This is a genomic window from Desulforegula conservatrix Mb1Pa (assembly GCF_000426225.1).
GTDB classification, from domain to species: Bacteria; Desulfobacterota; Desulfobacteria; order Desulfobacterales; family Desulforegulaceae; genus Desulforegula; species Desulforegula conservatrix.
The window spans coordinates 17,787-38,038 of record NZ_AUEY01000038.1; the positions used below are offsets into that span (position 1 = coordinate 17,787).

The window sequence follows — 20,252 nt, forward strand, 5'->3', positions numbered from 1 at the left end:
CGCAAAAAGTCCGATTACCGTCATTCAGGCGAAGGCCGGAATCTAAAAAGGCTGATAATCCTGTCAGCTGAGGCAATCTTTTTTTCAATATCTTCCCTGTTTATAGCCTGAATCCTCATGCCTTTGGCCATGAGCTCCTCCATGCATCCTGAAAAAAGAGCCTTTTCCATGTCTTCATGCTTTTTAAGGGCTGAATCCCATTTTCTGAATGCGAGGTTAATTGCTGCCAAAAGACTGGTCTCTTCAGGAAACATTCCTGAGACGGTCATGATTATGTCCAAATCTTCAATTTCAGGTTGGAAAAGATCCGAAATATTTTCAAGAAAATCCACAATCAGATCAAGGGAACGCAGCGCCCCGGCTTTTTCACGGATGACTTTAAGGACTGTGCATTCTCTTCCTGAAAAGTGTTTTTCGGTGAGTTCACGCAGACGCCAGGGAATCCCGGCTGTAAGATTAAGTCGTCTTACAAACCGACCAATAGACCTTTCAGGCACAGGAACTGTCAGAGAAACGCCTGATCCGGCAAATCTCAATGTGCATGAAAGTTTGAGCCCCGTTATTTTATCAATAAGATTTTTTTCATCCATCAAGTTGAATGACCTGGGAATGAATCTCTCCACCCTGATTCTGGCGTCATCGTCAGGGGAAAATATCAGATCTACGGCAGCCTCGAATTCTGATATCTCGCAAGAAATGGCTTCTTTCAGAAAAGCCGGATCAGGAGTCATCCCGGTTGAAAAATTAATGAATTCTTCAACTGACTGGTCAATTATAATAACGCCAGACAGGATATCAGAAATCTCTTTTTCGAGGTCATCATGCGGGCTCAATGGTTTCTCCGTTCAAATCCTCGGGCTTTGGAAAAGGAATATCAATGCGGATCCTTGTCCCGGAATCTGGTTTGGAGTTTATGCTCAGACTTCCGCCTAAAAGCTTAACCCTCTCTTCTATGCTTCGTATTCCCATCCTCTTTTCAAGAACAGCCTCAGAGAGCCTGGAGGCCACATTAAACCCTTTGCCCTCGTCCTCGATCCTGAGGATCAGGCTAGGATATGCCGCCACCAGCTTGACATTAGCCATCCTTGCCCCAGAATGCTTTCTTATGTTATTGAGGGATTCCTGGACAATTCTGTAAATATTTATTTTAGATTCAAAACTGAAGGGAAGATTGCTTGCGCCCGCAGTACTGAAATCCACAACAATACCGTTTGTTTCGTTGAATTCCTCACAATATCTGTAAAGAGCCTGCACAAGCCCGAGCTGCTCGAGTATCGGCGGCTGGAGGTCATATGATATATTCCTGACCTTGGTGATTGTTTCCTTGAGAACCCTCAGAAATATTTCCATCTTGCCCTTAATCTTCACGGGTACGGGGCTTATGCCATCGAACATTGTGTTTGCGGAAATTGCCAGCGATGCAAGATCCTGGGCGACATTATCATGGAGATCACGGGCAATTCTCTGGCGCTCTTTTTCCTGTACCTTGATGAGTTCCTGGCTGAGTGTATGAATATGCTCCTCAGCCTTTTTCACCCCTGTTATGTCCGTGAATGTCACAATGGCCCCCTCAAAAAAAGGGGAAATCTTGAGGTTGAAATATTTATCGTTTATACTTGCGTCCCTGAACTCGAGCGACGCTCCGGTCTTTATACAGGCCATCAGGTCGCCTGAAATACAGGGGCGAATATTATCAAGAAATTCGATGAACAGGATTTGGCCCTGCTCAGGCGGAGAACTGAACATTCTCTCGCTGGCATGATTAAAGCGGGCAATCCTTGCATTGGCATCGACAAGAATCGTACCGACAGGATTATTCTCAAACAGAGCCTTGTACCTTTCCTCGCTCACCTTTAAAAATGCCTGAACCATCTCCTTTTCCCTTATTTCCGACAAAAGGACGTCGTTCATTTCAGAAAGCTCTGCAGTTCTTTTTCTTACCCTTAGTTCAAGATCCTCTTCAGCACGTTTATTCTGGGTGATATCAGTTATGATGGAGGCAAAATACGCAGGACGGCCATTCTTGTCCCTGATCAGAAAAAAACTCTGGATAACAGGAACTTCGGTTCCTGAAGAAGTTAAGATCTTCATTTCACCTATCCAGTGCCCAGTCTTTTTTATCACTAAGCGTATGGAATCAAAAAAAATCTCGTCATGGGGCGGCTTGTAGAAATGATATCCGTTTGTGCCGAGGATATCCTTCCTTCCTTCCCATTCCACAATTTTTCTGAAACCAGGGTTGGCATAAATGAGATCACCCTTGAGATCCACCATGATCAGGCCCTGGATGGATGAATCGGCAAAATGTTTGAAGGTTCCCAGGGTTTCGTTGGACTCCATGAGGTTTTTTTTCAGAAAATTTATCTGATCAGACAGCGCCGTTGACATTATTACTACGATAAAAGCTGAACCTGCCTGAATGCCCCATTCTGTTATAAATGAAGGCATTATAACGCCAAATGTCTTTAAGACGAAAAGGCTGACTCCTGCAACCACAAATCCGAAACCTGCCACAAAATGTCTTGCCTCCCTTGATCCCCTGAGTGCTGCGATAACACTGAAGGTTAGAGTCGCAAGACAGAAATATCCTGAAAGGAATGTGGTTGCCTTGATATTGAAAGAATAACTGCCTGAAAGGGTAATCGGAAGCATCACGAAGCATGGGAGTCCGCACATGAGGTTGTATATTCTGTCACCGACCGGAAATCTCAGCTTGGTTCGGGCATAGCTTCTTCCGAATGCCCAGGCCATTATGAGAGTGAGGCATATGATGAAGGGCATGCAGTTATTTGCCCACCAGACCGACTCGGGCCATAAGTATTTATATGCGTAGCCACTTAAGACAAGTTGAAAAACAAGGCCGCTTATGGCAAAAAAAACATAATAAAGATAAGGCTTCTCCCTGATGAGTAAGAAAAGAATCAGATTGTATACCACCATGGACGCCATTATGCCGTAATAAAGCCATGTAAGGGGAAGGCGCCTGGTTATCTGGGTCATCATATCCTTCCCTGACATGAGCATTGGTTTGAAATTAAGGGAACTGGTGGATTCAACCCTCAGGTATATTTCATTTATGTCATGATGAAGTACAACAGGAAAAATAAAATTCGGGTCAGGCACTGGCCTGTTGCTGAACGGGAGCCTGTCTCCGGTCACTATTTTCGTGAATTCCGTCCCCAGACCCAATGAGTAAAGCTCAAGGCTGTCTATGGAAGGATATGGAATCTCAAGAAAGGAATTGAAGGGAGTCTGATACTTGTTATCGACAACAAACTTCAACCAGTAAACAGACTTGCTGAAACCAAAATTAACAGAATCGCCCTCCATTTTTTTCCATGTTTCGGATTTTCTTACCACATCAAATGACAAGTTTTTCCCTGCGTCTTCAATATAGTACAGATTGAAACCATTTATGGTTGCATCGCCTGAAGCGTCACAGATAAGATCTTCTGTCTCCAGGCCTGTTCCTGCAAAACAATTAAACGCTGTAAAAACAAGAAAACAAAAAACAAAAAAACTTCTCATGCCCAAAAAAATCCTGATTCCAGGTTCCACAAATATGATGGTCTCGCAAAAAGTCAAAAAAGGCTTCGGCGTCATGCCGGACTTGATCCGGCATCTTTGTATTTTCAGATATTTCTGGATTCAGGCCTGCGCCGGAATGACGGAAATCTGACTTTTTACGACCTTGTCAAGTATGACGATCATGCATAATATGCTGAATCGGCATCAAAAAATAAATTTCACATTTTCTGATTTCCATATTATTTTTTGAACCGATATGCAAACCAGAAACATTATTTTACAGCTCTTTTAACAATCAATCTGTTGCAGCACGGGCAAAAGCCCTGTATTCAATAGCAGTCTCCTTTCAAAATGCCATGGAGAAGTCACAAGGGTAATGAGATAAACGCGAAATAGCATATATATAATTCATTTACCGACTGCGAGGTAAAAATGCCTGGAGATCCAAAACAAGAAATATCCGTAAAGCCTTCAGAATCAATGATTCACGAAGATATACTCCCTGTTTATCCTGAAAAATTATGGCACACCATGTCTGCCAGAGATGTAATCTCCGAGCTTAGATCATCCGCATCAGGCCTTTCCTATGAAGAAGCTGAAAAAAGACTTGGGATATATGGACCCAACGAGATCTCAGAAATCAAAAAAACAAGGGCAATGGACATACTCATAAGCCAGTTCAAAAACATCCTCATGCTGGTTCTATTTCTGGCCGCAGGAATATCATTTGGACTCGGACATTATATAGAAGCGAGCGCAATAACAATAATTGCCTTTTTCGCAATAAGCCTTGGATTCGTACAGGAATACAGGGCCGAAAGGGCAATAGAAGCACTCAGGGAAATGGCGGCGCCCTCGGCATTTGTCATAAGAGCAGGAACAGAGCATGAAATACCCTCAAAAGAGGTCGTGGCCGGTGACATCATTGTAGTCAGACAGGGTTGCAAAATACCGGCTGATGCCAGAATCATAGAATCATTCAACCTGAGAGCTGAAGAGGCCTCACTCACAGGCGAATCAATGTCGTCAGACAAAGAAGCCGGATTCGAGGGCAATAAGGACATTCCCCTCGGAGACCGCAAAAACATGATCTATTCGGGTACTTCAGTATCTTCGGGAAGGGGCAGGGCAATTGTAGTCGCAACAGCAATGAACGCCGAATATGGGAAAATTGCCGGTATGATCCAGTCTGTTGAAGACTCAAGAACCCCTCTCCAGGAAAACATGGATAGGACTGGCAGTATTCTTGTCAAGGCTGCATTTGCTGTTGTCATGCTCATTGTCGCGCTTGGGGTTTTCAGGGGGCAGCCCTTTGTCGAGATGTTCATATTCGGAGTTGCCCTTGCAGTCGCGGTGGTGCCAGAAGCCCTTCCGGCAGTAGTTACAATATCCCTTGCCATCGGCGCACAGAGGATGACCAAACGACATGCCCTGATAAGAAGGCTTCCGGCTGTGGAAACCCTTGGATGCACGTCTGTGATTTGTTCTGACAAAACAGGAACCCTGACAAGGGACGAAATGACGGTACGAAAAATTTATTCGGGCTCCCGTTTTTTTGAAATATCAGGAGAGGGCTACAGCCCTGTCGGAGATTTTCATGAAAACGGAGAGCTTGCAGATCCTCCGCCATTCCTTATCTCGCTCCTTAAGGCATCGGTTTTATGCTCTGACGCATCCATCAGCCAGGACAGCATTTATTTAAACTGGAAAGCTTCGGGAGACACCACAGAAGCTGCAATGCTGACAGCTGCGGCCAAGGCAGATCTTGTCAAGTCAGAGCTTGATTCTAAATACCCAAGAATTGATGAAATCCCTTTTTCATCAGAAACAAAGAGAATGCTTACGCTTCATAAGTACCCGGACGGAAATATCGTTTACTGTAAGGGCGCGCCGGAAATAATTCTCAGAACATGCTCATATTACCTTGGCTCTGATGGAATAAAGCCCCTTGATGAAAAAACAAGGGAAGAAATAATACAGGCCGGAATAGGCATGGCCAAAGAAGCCCTCAGGGTACTCGCGGTTGCTGAAAAGAGAGAGGATACTCTGGTCTATCCAGGAAAAGACATGGTCTTTCTTGGCCTTATGGGCATGATGGACCCTCCAAGATCAGAAACGGCAGAATCCATTAAAATATGCAAGACAGCTGGAATCAAGACCGTAATGATAACAGGAGACCATCCCATCACTGCGGAGGCAATCGCAAGGGAAATCGGACTTCTTGATTCTGGAAAAACTCCTTCGGGAATTGTAACAGGTCTTGAGCTTGACTCCATGGATGATGAAAGGCTTGAAAAAGAAATTGAAAGAATCAGCGTATATGCCCGCGTATCACCTGTCCACAAGCTCAGAATAGTCTCGGCCCTGCAAAAAACAGGGCATGTAGTTGCCATGACTGGAGACGGAGTGAATGACGCACCAGCCCTTAAAAAAGCCGATATCGGTGTTGCCATGGGCATTACAGGCACGGATGTCACAAAAGAAGCGTCTGACATGACACTTACGGACGATAATTTCGCGTCCATAGTTTCTGCTGTAAAAGTGGGCAGAGGAATCTTCGGTAATATCAAGAAATACCTTATGTACCTGCTTTCATCAAATATCGGAGAGATCGGCCTGATGGCCTGTGCGTCAATCGCTGGTCTTCCCCTCCCCCTTTCGGCAGTCCAGATTCTTTATGTAAATCTTGCCACGGACGGTCTGCCAGCCCTTGCCCTTGCCCTCGACCCCGAAGAAAAGGACATAATGGAAAGAAAACCCAGGGATCCTTCTGCCGGAATATTCACACGTCCGGTTATTACACTCATGCTTGCAGGCGGAATCTGGTCGACAATGGTAAATCTGGGGCTTTTTATATGGGCGAAAAATTCGGGCAGATGCACAAGCGAGGCAATGACAATGACCTTTGTATCCCTTGTGCTCATTCAATTTTTTAAGGCATACAATTTCAGATCAGACAGGGAATCCGTTTTTAACAAACCTTTTGCCAACAAATGGCTAAATTATGCAATAGCCTGGGAACTTGCCATGCTCTGCATGGTCATATATGTTCCATTTTTCAGAACTCTTTTCGGCGTTTTCTGCCTGCATATGGACGACTGGATAATAATAATCGCATTGGCTTTTTCGGTTTCGCCTGTACTTGAATTCTTCAAATGGCTTGAGAGAAAAGGCTTGCTCGGAAAGCTTGACTGATAAAATTGATTTTTGACTATTATGTCAATGCCAACGTATCAAAAATTATGGGCTCGCAAAAAGTCCGATTATCGTCATTCCGGCGAAGGCCGGAATCCAGAACTGATTGAAAATACAAAAATACCGGATCAAACCCGGCATGACGCCGCCGCATTTTTTGACTTTTTGCGACCTTGTCAAAATTAAAGGAATCTCATGGACGAATACATGAAAGAAGCCATAATTGAGGCTGAAAGGGGATTCAGTGAGGGAGGAATCCCCATAGGCTCGGTAATAGTCCACAAAGGCAGAATAATTGGACGCGGTCACAACAGACGGATACAAAATGGCAGCGCCATACTCCACGGAGAAATGGATGCACTGGAAAATGCCGGACGACTGCCAGCATCTGTTTACAGCGAATGCGTCCTTTATACGACTCTTTCTCCCTGCCCTATGTGTTCAGGCGCAATTCTTCTTTATGGAATCCCGGAAATCGTGATAGGTGAAAACCGTACCTTCATGGGCGAGGAAGATCTCCTGAAATCAAGGGGAGTAAAGGTAACGGTTGTTGATTCAAGCGAATGCAAAAATCTTATGGATAGATTCATAAAACTGAAACCGGAAATCTGGAATGAAGACATTGGAGTCTGACTGGTTCCCGCTAATTCAGCCCATGCTGACAATAACCGAATAAAATAAGCGAATATTTAAAATGCAGCAGATACACATATCAGATTTATTTGACATGCCTGGCTGGATGCTTCTTGCGATGGAGGCCGAACCCTTGTTTGGCCCTATGGTGGAAAATATTGATTTTTTCAACGGCTTGCGACAGGCTCTTCTGGATGGAGCGGCCTTCTGCATCAGGGATGAAGAAAGCAGGGAAAACTGCGGACTCTGCGGTGGAATTATCATTTCAAAAGAAAACAACTCCATAGTCTGGTTCGTTGTGGGCGAAAAATTCCGTAACAAAGGCATAGGCAAAAAGCTTATGGCAGAAGCCATGAAGCACCTGAATCATTCTAAGCCAATAACTGTCAACACATTTGAAGATTCGGTCAAAGACGGGCTTGCGGCAAGAATGCTTTACCATAAATTCGGGTTCAGGGATTCAGGCAATGGAGAAAACAATCCGGCCGGAATTCCGACTGTCATCATGACAAGACCGGGCAAGGAATGTTTTGCGTGATTTAAAAGACAAGGCCGCAAAAAGTCAAAAAAAGGCGTCGGCGTCATGCCGGGCTTGATCCGGCATTTTTATATTTTCAATCACTTCTGGATTCCGGCCTTCGTCGGAATGACAGTAATCGGACTTTTTGCAGGTCCATCAGAAAAAATCCCAATGCTTTTTCCCAGGCCAAAAACGGAGAAGAATTAAATGAAAGATGTCTGGATTGCACTGGGTTTGACCCTTTTTGCCGGTATGGCGACCGGGATCGGAAGCGCCATAGCATTCATGGCAAAGAGAACAAACTACCGTTTTCTTTCCGTAACAACGGGCTTTTCTGCCGGAGTCATGCTCTATGTGTCTTTTGTGGAAATTTTTTACAAGGGACTATACGCTCTTATCATAAGATATGGCAATTACTGGGGGCACTGGGTTAATGCCGCTTCATTCTTCGGAGGAATGCTCCTCATAGGCCTTGTTGACAACCTTATACCAAGCGCTGAAAACCCCCATGAGACACCTTCTGAAGAGCAGACCGCGCCATTGCACGACACATCAGGCCAGCTCCCGGGCTTCAACGGATTCCCGGAATGCGGAGGCACAAGCGCATCCGCCAAATCAGGCGACCACACCATACACCACAAAAAACTCATGAGAATGGGCTTATTTACGGCCCTTGCCATAGGAATTCATAATTTTCCGGAAGGACTCGCAACATTTCTCGCCGCCTTACATGATCCATCCCTCGGATTTGCCATAGCCATTGCAATAGCTCTCCATAACATCCCAGAAGGCATAAGCGTTTCTGTTCCCATTTTCTATGCCACAGGAAACCGTAAAAAAGCATTCTTATATTCACTTGCCAGCGGTCTTTCAGAGCCCATAGGCGCAGGAATAGCATATCTGTGTCTCAGGCTTTTTGTGAGGGGAGACGCAGGAGTTCTGCCGCCCCAGGTCATGGGAATACTGTTCGGAGGAGTTGCGGGAATCATGGTATACATCAGCCTCGACGAACTTCTGCCTACAAGCAGGGCATACGGCAGGGGACACGACAGCATATTCGGTCTTGTGGCCGGAATGGCTGTGATGGCAGTCAGCCTTCTGCTTATGAAGTAACAAAAACAAAATCACAAACAGGCCGGTTTTCAGTCATTCAGACGGGCCTACCTTTAAAAACCGGACGCCAAAAGCCAAGCCAGATTAAAACTGATTAGTCCTGAGCATAACCAGGGTACAGGCCTCAAGAACTTCTATCCCTGCGTCAGTCAGCTTTTTGTATTCGCCTGGATTCTCTGTCCCAGGATTAAATATGACTCGCCTTGGCTTTAGATTCACAATCTCATCTATCACTCCTTCCTGGCGGGCAGGGCCTACATACATGGTGACAGTATCCACTTTTTCATCCACATCACCAAGTTTGCCATATACCTTTCTTCCAAGGATCTCTTTCCTGGCTGGAGCAACAGGCAAAGGCACATGCCCGTATTGTTCGAGCATCTTCATCGCCTTGTAAGAATATCTTTCCTCATTATGGCTTGCGCCGACAACAGCAACTTTTTCCATATTTTCCCCTTCTGAAATTTAAGTCCAATTTCAAAACAAAAATGCATTAATTATATGTCTTCGTCGTTAATACACTCACGGAATATTTCCATTATTCAGACCATCCACCATTTCAGGCTTATATCCGCCCTCTGTTAAAATTCTGAATTCCATGGATTTAATAACAGGGCAACCATTTTTATCTGTCCCTATTTCATATTTTTCAATATGGAATTCACCAGATCCGAAAAGAGCCACTCTTTTCACAGCCTCAGGAGATACAGAACTGGCAGCATTGGGGCCGTCAATACTTTTGCCCACTTCCGGAGAGAATATGAACTTTCTTGGAATGGTCGGAGCTGATTCAGATCCGTAGGCGCAAGGACAGTTTTCTGGAGACTTTTTTAAATGGCAGGCTTCAATGTATCTTGGATTTGGAGCAGAATGCAGGGGCGGAGTCAGTCTTGCCAAATTTTCATCCCTGCCTTTTTCAAGAACAAGAATCTCCCAACCATCTGTAGTGGGTTCAAGAACAAATTCGAATCTTATTCCGAACTGAGTGCTGAATCTGCCTCCTTTTTCAACCTTCCCCCTTAGCTGCTGGGTAAACTTTGGATACCTGAAAAACTCCCGGATTGACTCAAGAGTCGCTCGCCTTGATTCATCCTGTTTTCCAAAAATGCTTCCGACAACCTCATCCCCTTCAACTTTAAGCCAGTATTCTCCGCAATGGGATATCGCAAGATCATTTCCAGCCTTTGCGCCCGGGCCATTCAGAGCCAGAACCCACTCGGTTCCCGGAGGGAAAAGACTCATTTCTGGCCTGCAATACATACCATCGCCGGTAAGGATTCTCATCCCGGAATCAAGCATTGCGCCTGAAAGAACTTCCTGAACATGCACGTCAATGGATGGTTTGGCTCCGGGATTGTGCCTAATGATTTTCCCTCTGACCACAATCGGAGAATCTCCGGCAACTGACATGAAAGGGCCTCTCCATGAGCAGCTACAGGCTCCAACTTTTTTTGGACAAAAATATTCTGCGGCAAAAGCCAGAAAAAGAACAGCTAATACAAGGAGAAACCTATGGCTTGACTGAACAGGGTAAATAGACATATGGCAAGGCCTCCATATCCTTTGCGATGCAGCGGATTTTTTCATTTCCCGATGACAAGGCAGAAGTTAGGCTTTTTTAATTAGAAGCCGCTCTGCTGAAGCAACTTAACTTAAAGCTTTTTATTTTACGATACTTGAACAAAACCAAGCAGTGCAAGAGCTCCAAAATCGAAAAACAATCCTTAGAGAAACCGCAATAATTATCTTTTCGCGTAACACTGGACCCATACGATTCCAGCATGCAAGCCAGCTTGATTTACACACTTCAAGATTGAAGGCGTCGCAAAAACTCAAAAAAAGGCAACGGCGTCATGCCGGACTTGATCCGGCATCCATTAATTTGAGCTACTTCCGGATTCCGGCCTGCGCCGGAATGACGGGAATCGGACTTTTTGCGAGTTTATCAAGATTACGATATATTAGGTTTTTTTAAAGCTATAGAACAGCGTAAGCCCAGCACCGAAAATTGCTGCATGAGATTAAATAGCCATTGACATTCAATCCCAGTCCTTATTATATCTCCGGAGCCAAAAAATCAGGCTTCTACCCTATATAATTTATTTTAAATAAATAAAGGCATCGAAGATGTTGATCAATAATCCATCTGCGGCAAAAAACAGCATCCGTAACATTGCGCTTCTGTCAAACATTATATCCGGTAAGCGCTTGTGGCTGAAAACCTTACCGTTCATGGCCGGGTTTTTGATGTGCTCAGGCCTGGCGTTTGCGAACCCAGATTATGTTACTTACTGGCCAACATACAACCCAAGTACTGGAGGCACGGTCTTCAATGGCCCCGCGGATGTCGGTTTCCTGAAAAGCAATGGAAGCTTGCTGATCGTCGACAGCAATGCCGGACTCGAGGGCGCCGGCGAGGTCGTGAACCAACAAACGGACGGCACCTATATTGGGAAAATTGCCGCCAATAATAATACCGGGCCAGTGAGAGTTTGTACGGATTCCAATACTGGGGATGTTTACATAGCGACATATTATGAAAAAAAAGTTCGCCGATACACCGAAGCTGGCGGCATCCTGACCATAGCCAATACATGGACAGGATGCACTGCAAATGGAGGCTTTGGCCCCTATAACTGGGGTAAAGTGTTCGGAGTCGCCGTAAATTCAGCCGGAACCATTTATGTCATCGACTACGACGGCCTACGGATAATAGCAATGAACAGTGCAGGACAATGTGTGGCCGCCCCTCTTTCGGCGTATGGCCCAGGAGGCACGGGCGTGTTTTTAAATCCCACTGGAATCGCCATCGACTCAGCTGATAATATATATGTGTCAGATTACGGCAAAAAGGTTATTGTCAAATACAACAGCGCCGGGGTCTGGCAGCAAACCCTGACCTCATATATGTTAAATGGGGTGTCCACCAACTTTTCAACACCGAGAGACATTGACATCGATCCGGCCACCAACGCCATGTATATTACAGAAGGTGGAGGTGCCAATGCAGGTCTGATCAAATTGGATTCCAGCGGTAATTTCCTGACCCGGGTCAAAAAGTATAACGTCGCCACCACGTTTAGCAGCCCATTTGGCGCCGGAGTCAGCAGTGGATATATCTATGCCACGGATTATGGCCACAGCAGCGTTGTCAAATTATTGGACTCTTCCTGGAAGGTCTCTGTCACTGCAAGCGCCCACGGCACGGTAACTGCCGATGTCAGCGATGTCATTACTAATTGCACCAACGCTACCTGTGTTGACCAGTTTGTCAACAATAAAACAATCGTTTTGACAGCCACTCCCGACGCCGGATACAAGGTGACCTGGGGCGGAGATGGATCGAGCGCCGGCTCAGCTGCAACGTATACAGTGAACAACATCGGCGCTGACAAGACCATTACTGTGACATTTTCAGCAATGGCATCACCACCAACGTCGGTTCCCACTCTTTCCGAATGGGGGATGATTATATTATCCAGCTTACTGGCTGTTTCCGCCATATTCACCATGCGCCGTAAGCGTCAGTAAAAGACAGTGCTTGCTAATTTTTAAAAAAAGGCCCTTGGTTTGTGAATCCGTTAAAGCGATGAATGGCCCGTCAGCTATATGCCAATCCACCCATTATTTTATCCTCAAGATTCATGACTTTTCATTGCTTTAATCCTCAAGGAGACAGGTGGATGGGTATAATTCAGAAACACATAAAAAGGATGGGGAGTAAGATTTGCCAGATTGTCAGCGTGAAGCTTTTTCAGGGCCGAAACAAGATCTGAACTTCCACCAGTATTTTCCACTGCGAATCTGTCCGCCTCGTATTCATTTGCCCTTGAATGGGCTTTAAGACCTATTGAAAGAATCATTTCCACCGGAGAAAAGAGCATGCTGAAGAAAACAAGACCAGCATATACGGATACTCTTTCCATGAAAAAAGCATCAAAAAGTCCTTTTTCCGTTATGAAGACAGACAGCACCCAGAACATGAATCCAAAATATAGAATGCTTACGGCTATGCTTTTGATGATATGACCTTTTTTGTAATGGCCAGCCTCGTGCGCCAGAACGGCAACAAGTTCAGGTATAGTATGTTTTTCTATGAGTGTGTCAAAAAGGGCTATGCGCCTGTTCTTGCCAAATCCTGTAAAAAAGGCATTGGATTTGGATGATCTTTTCGAACCATCCATTACAAAAACATTGCTTAAAGGAAATTTCGCCTTTTTCGCAAAATCCATAATCGCCTGCCTAAGCTCACCATCTTCAAGAGGAGTGAATTTATTGAAAAGGGGCATTATCCATGTCGGAGCAACAAACTGTATGACGACCATGAATAAAGTAACCACGAGCCAGCACCAAAGCCAGGCATAAGTTCCTGTGTAAGTCAGAAAGGCGAAAATCCCGGCAAGAAGAGGAGCTCCTATTATCACGCCAAGGCAGATGCCCTTGACAATATCCAGGATGAATGTCTTTACCGTGGTCTTATTGAATCCGAATTTTTCTTCTATAACGAAGGTTGAATAAATACTGAAGGGGAACATTATGACCGAGCTTGCTGCAATGAGAAGGCCTGTATAAATAAGTCCTGTGACTATGCTTCCAAATCCGAAACTGACAGCAAAATCGTCGAATATCCTGAAACCTCCGGCAAACCAGAACACAATGCTCAGGGCAAGGCTGAATGTGCTTTTTATTATCCCGAATTTTGTGGTCACTATGGTGTAGGCCTGGGATTTTTCATATTCCGAAGGATCGTAAAGATCCGCAAGGTCCTCAGGCGGCTTGGGCTTAAGGGCTTTCAGATTCAGGATATCTGCAATAAGCTCCAGAAAATACCCGCCGATCATGGCAACAAGAATGACAATAAAATAAATGTTCATTAAATACCCCATATTAATTCGAATACCAATTCGGTGAATAGTTCAATGTCAAAATCATGAAAACACAGAAAGCATTTCGAAGATTAGTCATCCCAGTGAATGCAATCAGCAGGGCATATATTTATTGCTTTTTCTATACATTCTTCGGATCCACCTTCGGGCATTATTACTTCAGCCCTGTCTCCATCATTGTTCATGCGGAAGATGTCAGGACAAAGCTCAACACAGGCTTCGCAGCCTACGCAGACAATAAACTCTATATACACTCTTTTGGCCATAATAACCTCTTAGTTAAATAAATATCTTGATTTATTAATGCACCATGACTTCAGAAAGATCAAAAAACTTCCGCTTCGAAAAATAAAAAATGTGCTGATTAGAATTGATGACCGCACAAAAAGTCAAAAAATGGCCTCGTCGTCATGCCGGACTTGATCCGGTATCCATTAATTTGAGCCACTTCTGGATTCCGGCCTGCGCCGGAATGACGGGGATCTTGCTTTTTCACTACTCCATTCCGAAATAAGGATATTCAATTCATTTTATTGGCTTCGCATTGATACATCCTCATTTAATAAATGGAGCCTGGAAAAAATATCTGTTCCAAGCTTTTTCATCTTTTTTTAACACAATACCTACAAAGCCTGAATCTTTATCGATTATCGATGCACAGAATATTAACCTTCAAGAGGAGTGCATTTATGAAAAGGGGAATTAGGAGATCTGCATGGCTTTCACTGGTGCTGCTGGTTTTGTTTTCAGGAACGATGCTTTCAGGGTGTGATGATGACGACAATGACGGCGGCTCAAAGAGTATTGTTCAGCCTTCGGCAAAGGCAAAATACGTGTTCTTTTTTATTGGCGACGGTATGTCCGAGGTTCAGGTAAACTCTGCTGAAGTTTACAAGGCGTCGGTGGAGGCAAAAATTGATCCGAACTACATAAACTCGCCTCGTCTGCTGAATATGTCAAAGATGCCTGCCACTGGTTATGCAACAACCTATGACGCCGGAAGCTATATCACAGACTCAGCTTCCGCAGGAACGGCTCTTGCGTGCGGCTACAAGACACTTAACGGTGTAGTCGGTATGGATGTGACAAAGACAAAATCCTACAAGACTATTGCCGAAGCTGCCAAGGAAAAGGGGATGAAGGTAGGGATAGTCTCGAGTGTATCAATAGATCATGCGACTCCTGCATCCTTCTACGCCCAGGTTGACAGCCGCGAAAAATACCACGAAATAGGCATGCAGCTTGCCGAAAGCAATTTTGACTATTTCGGAGGCGGCGGTTTCAGGGATAACAAATATCCGGGAGACAAGGCAAACACCCCTGCATGCGTCAATGCCGCCACCGCAAATGGCTATAGATATGTAAACACAAGGGCTGACTTTGAGGCACTGAAAAATACGAGCGGCAAGGTGATTGCCGTAAACAGCGTGCTGGATTCAAGCCGTGCCATGCCTTACGAGATCATAAGAGACAAGTCTTCCAGCAATGATGATATCTCTCTTGCCGAGTTTACTAAAAAAGGTATCGAGCTTCTCGACAATCCTGCCGGATTTTTCATGATGGTTGAGGGCGGAAAGATAGACTGGGCATGCCATGCAAATGATGCCGCGTCTGCAATTCAGGATACCCTGGCATTTGATGAGGCCATAGCCGAAGCTCTTGCATTCTATGAAAAACATCCTGACGAGACACTTATCATTGTCACCGGAGATCATGAGTGTGGTGGTATGACTATGGGCTTCTCCGGTACTGGGTATTTCACTTATATGGAAAGAATGAAAAACCAGACAATGTCATATGACAAATTTGACTCGCTTTACGCAAATAACCTCTCGGGTTACGCATCTCTGACAGATCTTTACGATGAGATAGAGTCATCCTTCGGCCTTGACATGGACAAAAACGGCGATGCGGCATATCAGCCGAATGACTACCAGATGTCACTCCTGACAGAAGCCTTTGACAAAAAGAAAAAAGGCAAGGGCACAATGAACAACGACGAATTTTATCTGCTTTATGGAGGATACAATCCGCTTTCTGTTACCCTTACCCATGTTCTCAACCAGATATCCGGAATCGCCTGGACTTCATATTCCCATACAGGTGTACCTGTTCCTGTTTTTGCCAAGGGCGTAAACGAGGATTCATTCAACGGATATTATGACAATACTGATGTGTGCAGAAAAGTTGCTGCGGCAATGAGTATAACCCTCCAATAATATTGACAAGGTCGCAAAAAGCCCGGTTCTCGTCATTCCTGCGCAGGCCGGAATCCAGAAGTAGCTGAAAACACTGCATACCGGATCAAGTCCGGCATGACGCCGCCACCTTTTTGTAACTTTTTTGCGAGACCATCAATATTGGTCATGTTTGAAAATGGCCGCCAGACCGGATATTTGTCTGGCGGCCACTGCATATTATAAAAGGAGTTCAGAAAGAAATGAAACATCTCTTCAAAATCGACAACAACGTACTGTTTATTATAGTTTTACTTATATTTATAGCGGTGATGCTTGTGATGCCAACTGGCTTTGAAAAAGTCGTTTCATCAGATTCAATAAGAGCAAAGGCTCTTGTCACGGGAACCGACAATTCCCTTCTCAACCAGCATGGAATAGTAAAAACAGGTGCGCAGAGGCTTAAACTCGAGGTACTTGATTCTGAATTCAAGGGGCGAATCATTGAAACCCACAACCATCTGATCGGTAAAATGGAAATGGACAAGGTTTTCAACCTTGGAGACAAAGCTCTTGTGGTTCTGAATCTTAAAAATGGAGATATTGCAAATACGACGGTTATTGATCATTACAGGACCAATATTGAAATTTATCTTTTTGCCCTGTTTTTTATCATGGTTACTGTCGTTGCCGGAAAGACAGGGCTCAAGGCAATGCTTTCTTTCATATTTACAGTCCTTTATCTGTGGAAAATTCTTCTTCCCGCCTTTCTTCGCGGATGGAATCCTATACTTGTTTCCCTCGCATCCATAATGATTCTTACAGGAGTAATCATTTTTTCCATCGCAGGAATAAGCAACAAAGGCTTTTCTGCTTTTCTGGGGTCAATGTCCGGCATTGTCATGACATGCGCTCTTTCTCTGACCTTCGGGAAATATTTCAAGATTCATGGAGCTGTTCTTCCATTTTCAGAGCCTCTTCTCTACACAGGGTTCCCTTTTCTTAACCTCACCGGAATCTTCTACTCCGGAATATTCATCGCTTCCTCCGGAGTCATAATGGACGTAGCCATGGATATTGCAGCCGCCATGCATGAGATAAAGGAAAAAAGCCCTGATATAAGTACTGGCGAGCTTGTTAAATCAGGACTTGAAGTTGGGCGGGCGGTGCTTGGCACAATGACGACAACACTTCTTCTGGCCTATTTCGGAGGCTACGCATCCATGTTCATGCTCTTTATAGCAATGGGAACTCCTGTCATGAATATCGTAAACATCCAGTATGTTTCCGCTGAGATCATGCATACCCTTGTGGGCAGTTTTGGCCTTGTGACAGTTGTTCCTTTTACAGCATTCATGGGAGGGCTGATCTTCTCTCACCGGGAGAATGAAACTGTTTCAGCCAATAATGAAGAACTTCAGATGGCAGAAGCCGAGGTTTGATTATTGATATCCATTTTTGTGTTAAGACTGGCCAGCCTTGCCCGTCTAATAAAAATCTAACATAATCTGAAAACTCCCTGATTGATTTATTGCCTATAAGAACACAAACTATTGAACCTGTGGAAATCTGTCCGAACAGTTAAGCTTCGGACAGATTCATTGATGCTTGTGCTGTTCATGTGATACGCTTGATGTAACGGTTTTTCCTTAATCTCTCGGAGAAAAGCCCGCATGCCAAAGAACACCGAATTCTTCATCCCAGGAAAGCTGCCGGGTTTCAATGAAATCATAACCTCGGCAAAGGTCCGCTTTTTGAATTATCGAGCACATATATGTAGCCTGCATAGCGATTTATAATTGCATTGACTCCATCCTGATGTTCCTCAACTGTCCATAAAACCTCTCTGTTTTTTGGATGTGTCTTTGCCTTGGCATACACCCTGGTTCCCATGGGAGCGTTCAGAACCTTCTTTTCATGCTCGTCCTGAAGTTCAATATTGGATATCACCGGAGTTTCTATCTGCCACAGCACATTGCCTTCGTCTCCGTTGCTGTAAAGCTTCAGGGCGAAATAATCCTCGGGAGTCAATGCCGAAAGGGTCTGGGCTGAACCAATTACTATCCTGCCATTTGAATCTATAACCGCCGTTGTTTCGCTGTCAGTTCCATTGCCGAAAACAAGGCTGCCCGGAGCTGAATCAAGTATGGGAAGGGGATTAGCCTTGTCTGTGGTCAATAGATAATTAAGACCATAAGCCCCGAGCACAGCTTCAAGAGCCTCCCTGTTGTTTTCAGGATTCTGGTTCGTATCAGATCCTGAAGCAGGCCTGTCTTCAGGACTTGTTTCCGTTATCTCAGGCTTACCCGGATCAGCAGGCTTCGGAGGTTTTATAGGAAGAACCGACCTGTAGAGGCTGAATGTATATTCCGGTCTGAAAATATATCTATAAACAGCAGGTTCGCGGGGATCATTGGGAGAAGAAGCCTTGTCATACATCGGCACCCTGATCGGAACATAATTTGCCGGACGCGAGGCAAGCGGCCCTGAATCAGCAGCTGATCCTGAAAAATCAGGATTTCTGTCCGTAGGCTGACCGCTCACATGAACATAAAAATGGGTGTTGTCCTGATCTTCTGAAAAACGTAAAACCTGCATCTTCCGGCCAAGCTTTATCTCGAAATTGGAAATCTCGTTCAGCTCTGATCCGCCATCTGCCTTTACGACCTTGGCAAGACGCCCAGTAAAACCTGGCAAGGATGAAGGAAGTGGCGTTCCGTCCTGATCTGTCCATCCGTATATATGATTATCTTGGAATCGTTTGTAAGCCCTGCGCCCTGAGAGCCTAACAAAGGCAGCATTGACCGAGTAATTTTTTGCCGAAATCAACCCCTGATGAATATTTGCGGGGGACAGTCCCCGGAATTCCAACTGGGAAATATAAAATCACTCTCCAGTTTTTTTTAGAAACTTGATATTTTTCAGGATATAATCCGCAAGCTCATAAACTTTTTCCTCTGTATGGCACTCATCTTCATTTTCGCTTTTGCATTCAAGATATACGGATATTTCATACAGATAACCATTTTTTACAAGTTGGCGCTTGAGATGCTTTATTGTAGTGCATTTCGCATGACCTGTGCCAATCAAAATAAAGCGAGGTGAATCCATTGGACTTGAACACCTAACATATTCTTCAAAAACCGGAATCCCTTCATACCGAAAAGTCTTTGTAATAGCAGGAACAAACCTGCCATAATTCTGGACAACAGTGTCTTCAGCATTACTGGTGTCTCGTCTGACAACAGTTTCAAAAGCCTCCTCAGGACTGCGGACTTTAAAATACTCTGTATATGTCGGGTCTCTCATGACATCACTCGATAATATACCTATTATCCAGTTATTCTCGTCAATTATGACAAACTTATTTCTGCCTTCATGGGGCATTGCATAATCAGCAAAATACATGTTCTCGGATGAAAGATAAGGTATTTTGAGCTGATAGCTCCCATCCTGCGAAAGGTATTCAAATCCCTTTGCCTGTATTATTTCAATGTCTTTCCTTTTTACCAGCCATTTGGGCTTGTGAAAATCTTTTGTTAAGGAAGGTTTAAACCATTGCCACCAATCACTCACTCTGTACATCTGAAAAGATTTTTCAGGTGTGGTAAATCTGTATTCGGACTTCAACTTATAATCACTGAACTTGATTTTATAGTTTGTTTTAGAGGGTGGCATGGACGCATTATGGCGCGAACATGACAACAAACCGGCTAAAACCAATGCTGTTAACGACAACACTGCCAAACTACTTGTTTTCATGCGCCTATCCTTTCTATCTTGTTTATGAAAGCCATATATGGAGCCATCAATACATTTTCAGCTGATCAGGAGTCAGAGGCTTCATTGGTATAAAAGGCTCCCTCACACCCGGACTTTTGGGGACATTTCTGTCCACTGAATCATTAAACCATTTATGTGGAACATCAGGCAGTTCCTGATCAAGAGGCTCATTCGGCTTGTCGCTTTTTACAAAATCATCTGCGGTCACATTTAAAGGCGAAAATGGGACTTTTGCAGTGCCTACAGCGTAGCTATGCATTTTAACCAAAGAGTCGTATGATCAACGACAATTATTTTTCCGTGTCAGCGACAGTTATAATTCCCGATCCAGTTTCCTAATTTAAGGCGCATTTTCCTCACTTTTTTCCTCGTTAATTTTCTGTTTTGACTTTTCCAGCCTGTAGCTTGGCAAGTTAA

16 protein-coding genes are annotated in these 20,252 nt (G+C 44.5%); 7 read left to right on the forward strand and 9 right to left on the reverse strand.

Translation table 11 applies throughout. The features are described 5' to 3' along the window. Positions 1-20: 20 nt before the first annotated feature. Both K245_RS0113435 and K245_RS26695 read right to left on the reverse strand, forming a co-directional pair. Complete coding sequence (locus K245_RS0113435; protein WP_027359676.1) at positions 21-833, reverse strand: hypothetical protein; 813 nt, start codon at positions 831-833, stop codon at positions 21-23. Further along, complete coding sequence (locus tag K245_RS26695; RefSeq protein ID WP_051284125.1) at positions 820-3,528, reverse strand: 7TM diverse intracellular signaling domain-containing protein; 2,709 nt, start codon at positions 3,526-3,528, stop codon at positions 820-822. The genes K245_RS0113435 and K245_RS26695 overlap by 14 nt, the downstream gene beginning before the upstream one ends. Before the next feature lie 432 nt (positions 3,529-3,960). Between K245_RS26695 and K245_RS0113450 the strand changes: the two genes are divergently transcribed. The 4 genes from K245_RS0113450 (at position 3,961) to zupT (ending at position 8,989) form a co-directional block, all read left to right on the forward strand. Next, positions 3,961-6,723: a cation-translocating P-type ATPase gene (locus K245_RS0113450; RefSeq protein ID WP_198013893.1), complete on the forward strand. Its 2,763-nt coding sequence runs from the start codon at positions 3,961-3,963 to the stop codon at positions 6,721-6,723. Between the two features lie 195 nt (positions 6,724-6,918). After that, a complete protein-coding gene (locus K245_RS0113455) occupies positions 6,919-7,356 on the forward strand; it encodes a nucleoside deaminase (RefSeq protein WP_027359678.1) in 438 nt (145 codons plus the stop codon). Between the two features lie 61 nt (positions 7,357-7,417). Next, complete coding sequence (locus K245_RS0113460; RefSeq protein WP_027359679.1) at positions 7,418-7,894, forward strand: GNAT family N-acetyltransferase; 477 nt, start codon at positions 7,418-7,420, stop codon at positions 7,892-7,894. Between the two features lie 189 nt (positions 7,895-8,083). Beyond that, positions 8,084-8,989, forward strand: coding sequence for a zinc transporter ZupT (zupT, locus tag K245_RS0113470; RefSeq protein ID WP_027359680.1), 906 nt, complete (start codon positions 8,084-8,086; stop codon positions 8,987-8,989). Positions 8,990-9,073: 84 nt separating this feature from the next. Here the strand turns inward: zupT and K245_RS0113475 are convergent, their stop codons facing one another. After that, a complete protein-coding gene (locus tag K245_RS0113475; protein WP_027359681.1) occupies positions 9,074-9,436 on the reverse strand; it encodes a CoA-binding protein in 363 nt (120 codons plus the stop codon). Between the two features lie 75 nt (positions 9,437-9,511). Next, a complete protein-coding gene (locus tag K245_RS0113480; RefSeq protein WP_027359682.1) occupies positions 9,512-10,531 on the reverse strand; it encodes a hypothetical protein in 1,020 nt (339 codons plus the stop codon). Between the two features lie 585 nt (positions 10,532-11,116). Between K245_RS0113480 and K245_RS0113485 the strand changes: the two genes are divergently transcribed. Beyond that, entirely contained in the window at positions 11,117-12,520 is a 1,404-nt protein-coding gene (locus tag K245_RS0113485; RefSeq protein WP_027359683.1) for an IPTL-CTERM sorting domain-containing protein, read from the forward strand. Between the two features lie 104 nt (positions 12,521-12,624). On the opposite strand, the gene K245_RS0113490 is transcribed toward K245_RS0113485, so the two are convergent. Both K245_RS0113490 and K245_RS0113495 read right to left on the reverse strand, forming a co-directional pair. Then, complete coding sequence (locus K245_RS0113490; protein WP_027359684.1) at positions 12,625-13,863, reverse strand: M48 family metallopeptidase; 1,239 nt, start codon at positions 13,861-13,863, stop codon at positions 12,625-12,627. An 83-nt stretch (positions 13,864-13,946) separates the two neighbouring features. Further along, positions 13,947-14,141 carry a ferredoxin gene (locus K245_RS0113495; protein ID WP_027359685.1) on the reverse strand — a complete coding sequence of 65 codons (195 nt, stop codon included), beginning with the start codon at positions 14,139-14,141 and terminating at the stop codon, positions 13,947-13,949. A 423-nt stretch (positions 14,142-14,564) separates the two neighbouring features. Between K245_RS0113495 and K245_RS0113500 the strand changes: the two genes are divergently transcribed. Both K245_RS0113500 and K245_RS24480 read left to right on the forward strand, forming a co-directional pair. Next, positions 14,565-16,094 (forward strand): alkaline phosphatase, encoded by a 1,530-nt coding sequence (locus tag K245_RS0113500; protein WP_027359686.1) that lies wholly within the window; start codon positions 14,565-14,567, stop codon positions 16,092-16,094. A gap of 221 nt (positions 16,095-16,315) precedes the next feature. Next, positions 16,316-17,494, forward strand: coding sequence for a YibE/F family protein (locus K245_RS24480; RefSeq protein ID WP_035277231.1), 1,179 nt, complete (start codon positions 16,316-16,318; stop codon positions 17,492-17,494). 286 nt (positions 17,495-17,780) lie between these two features. Here K245_RS24480 and K245_RS0113515 read toward each other — a convergent pair whose 3' ends face one another. The 3 genes from K245_RS0113515 to K245_RS0113525 are packed head-to-tail and all read right to left on the reverse strand — an operon-like array spanning position 17,781 to position 20,094. After that, positions 17,781-18,881: a hypothetical protein gene (locus tag K245_RS0113515; RefSeq protein ID WP_156906793.1), complete on the reverse strand. Its 1,101-nt coding sequence runs from the start codon at positions 18,879-18,881 to the stop codon at positions 17,781-17,783. Positions 18,882-18,938: 57 nt separating this feature from the next. Then, a complete protein-coding gene (locus K245_RS0113520) occupies positions 18,939-19,814 on the reverse strand; it encodes a hypothetical protein (protein WP_156906794.1) in 876 nt (291 codons plus the stop codon). A gap of 46 nt (positions 19,815-19,860) precedes the next feature. Further along, positions 19,861-20,094 carry a hypothetical protein gene (locus tag K245_RS0113525; protein WP_156906795.1) on the reverse strand — a complete coding sequence of 78 codons (234 nt, stop codon included), beginning with the start codon at positions 20,092-20,094 and terminating at the stop codon, positions 19,861-19,863. Between the last annotated feature and the right edge of the window lie 158 nt (positions 20,095-20,252).

Coding starts and splice junctions, on each gene's coding strand:
- K245_RS26695 (WP_051284125.1), bottom strand. CDS start 3,528: ATGAGAAGTTTTTTTGTTTTTTGTTTTCTTGTTTTTACAGCGTTTAAT.
- K245_RS0113450 (WP_198013893.1), top strand. CDS start 3,961: ATGCCTGGAGATCCAAAACAAGAAATATCCGTAAAGCCTTCAGAATCA.
- K245_RS0113455 (WP_027359678.1), top strand. CDS start 6,919: ATGGACGAATACATGAAAGAAGCCATAATTGAGGCTGAAAGGGGATTC.
- K245_RS0113460 (WP_027359679.1), top strand. CDS start 7,418: ATGCAGCAGATACACATATCAGATTTATTTGACATGCCTGGCTGGATG.
- zupT (WP_027359680.1), top strand. CDS start 8,084: ATGAAAGATGTCTGGATTGCACTGGGTTTGACCCTTTTTGCCGGTATG.
- K245_RS0113475 (WP_027359681.1), bottom strand. CDS start 9,436: ATGGAAAAAGTTGCTGTTGTCGGCGCAAGCCATAATGAGGAAAGATAT.
- K245_RS0113480 (WP_027359682.1), bottom strand. CDS start 10,531: ATGTCTATTTACCCTGTTCAGTCAAGCCATAGGTTTCTCCTTGTATTA.
- K245_RS0113485 (WP_027359683.1), top strand. CDS start 11,117: ATGTTGATCAATAATCCATCTGCGGCAAAAAACAGCATCCGTAACATT.
- K245_RS0113490 (WP_027359684.1), bottom strand. CDS start 13,863: ATGAACATTTATTTTATTGTCATTCTTGTTGCCATGATCGGCGGGTAT.
- K245_RS0113495 (WP_027359685.1), bottom strand. CDS start 14,141: ATGGCCAAAAGAGTGTATATAGAGTTTATTGTCTGCGTAGGCTGCGAA.
- K245_RS0113500 (WP_027359686.1), top strand. CDS start 14,565: ATGAAAAGGGGAATTAGGAGATCTGCATGGCTTTCACTGGTGCTGCTG.
- K245_RS24480 (WP_035277231.1), top strand. CDS start 16,316: ATGAAACATCTCTTCAAAATCGACAACAACGTACTGTTTATTATAGTT.
- K245_RS0113520 (WP_156906794.1), bottom strand. CDS start 19,814: ATGAAAACAAGTAGTTTGGCAGTGTTGTCGTTAACAGCATTGGTTTTA.
- K245_RS0113525 (WP_156906795.1), bottom strand. CDS start 20,094: ATGCATAGCTACGCTGTAGGCACTGCAAAAGTCCCATTTTCGCCTTTA.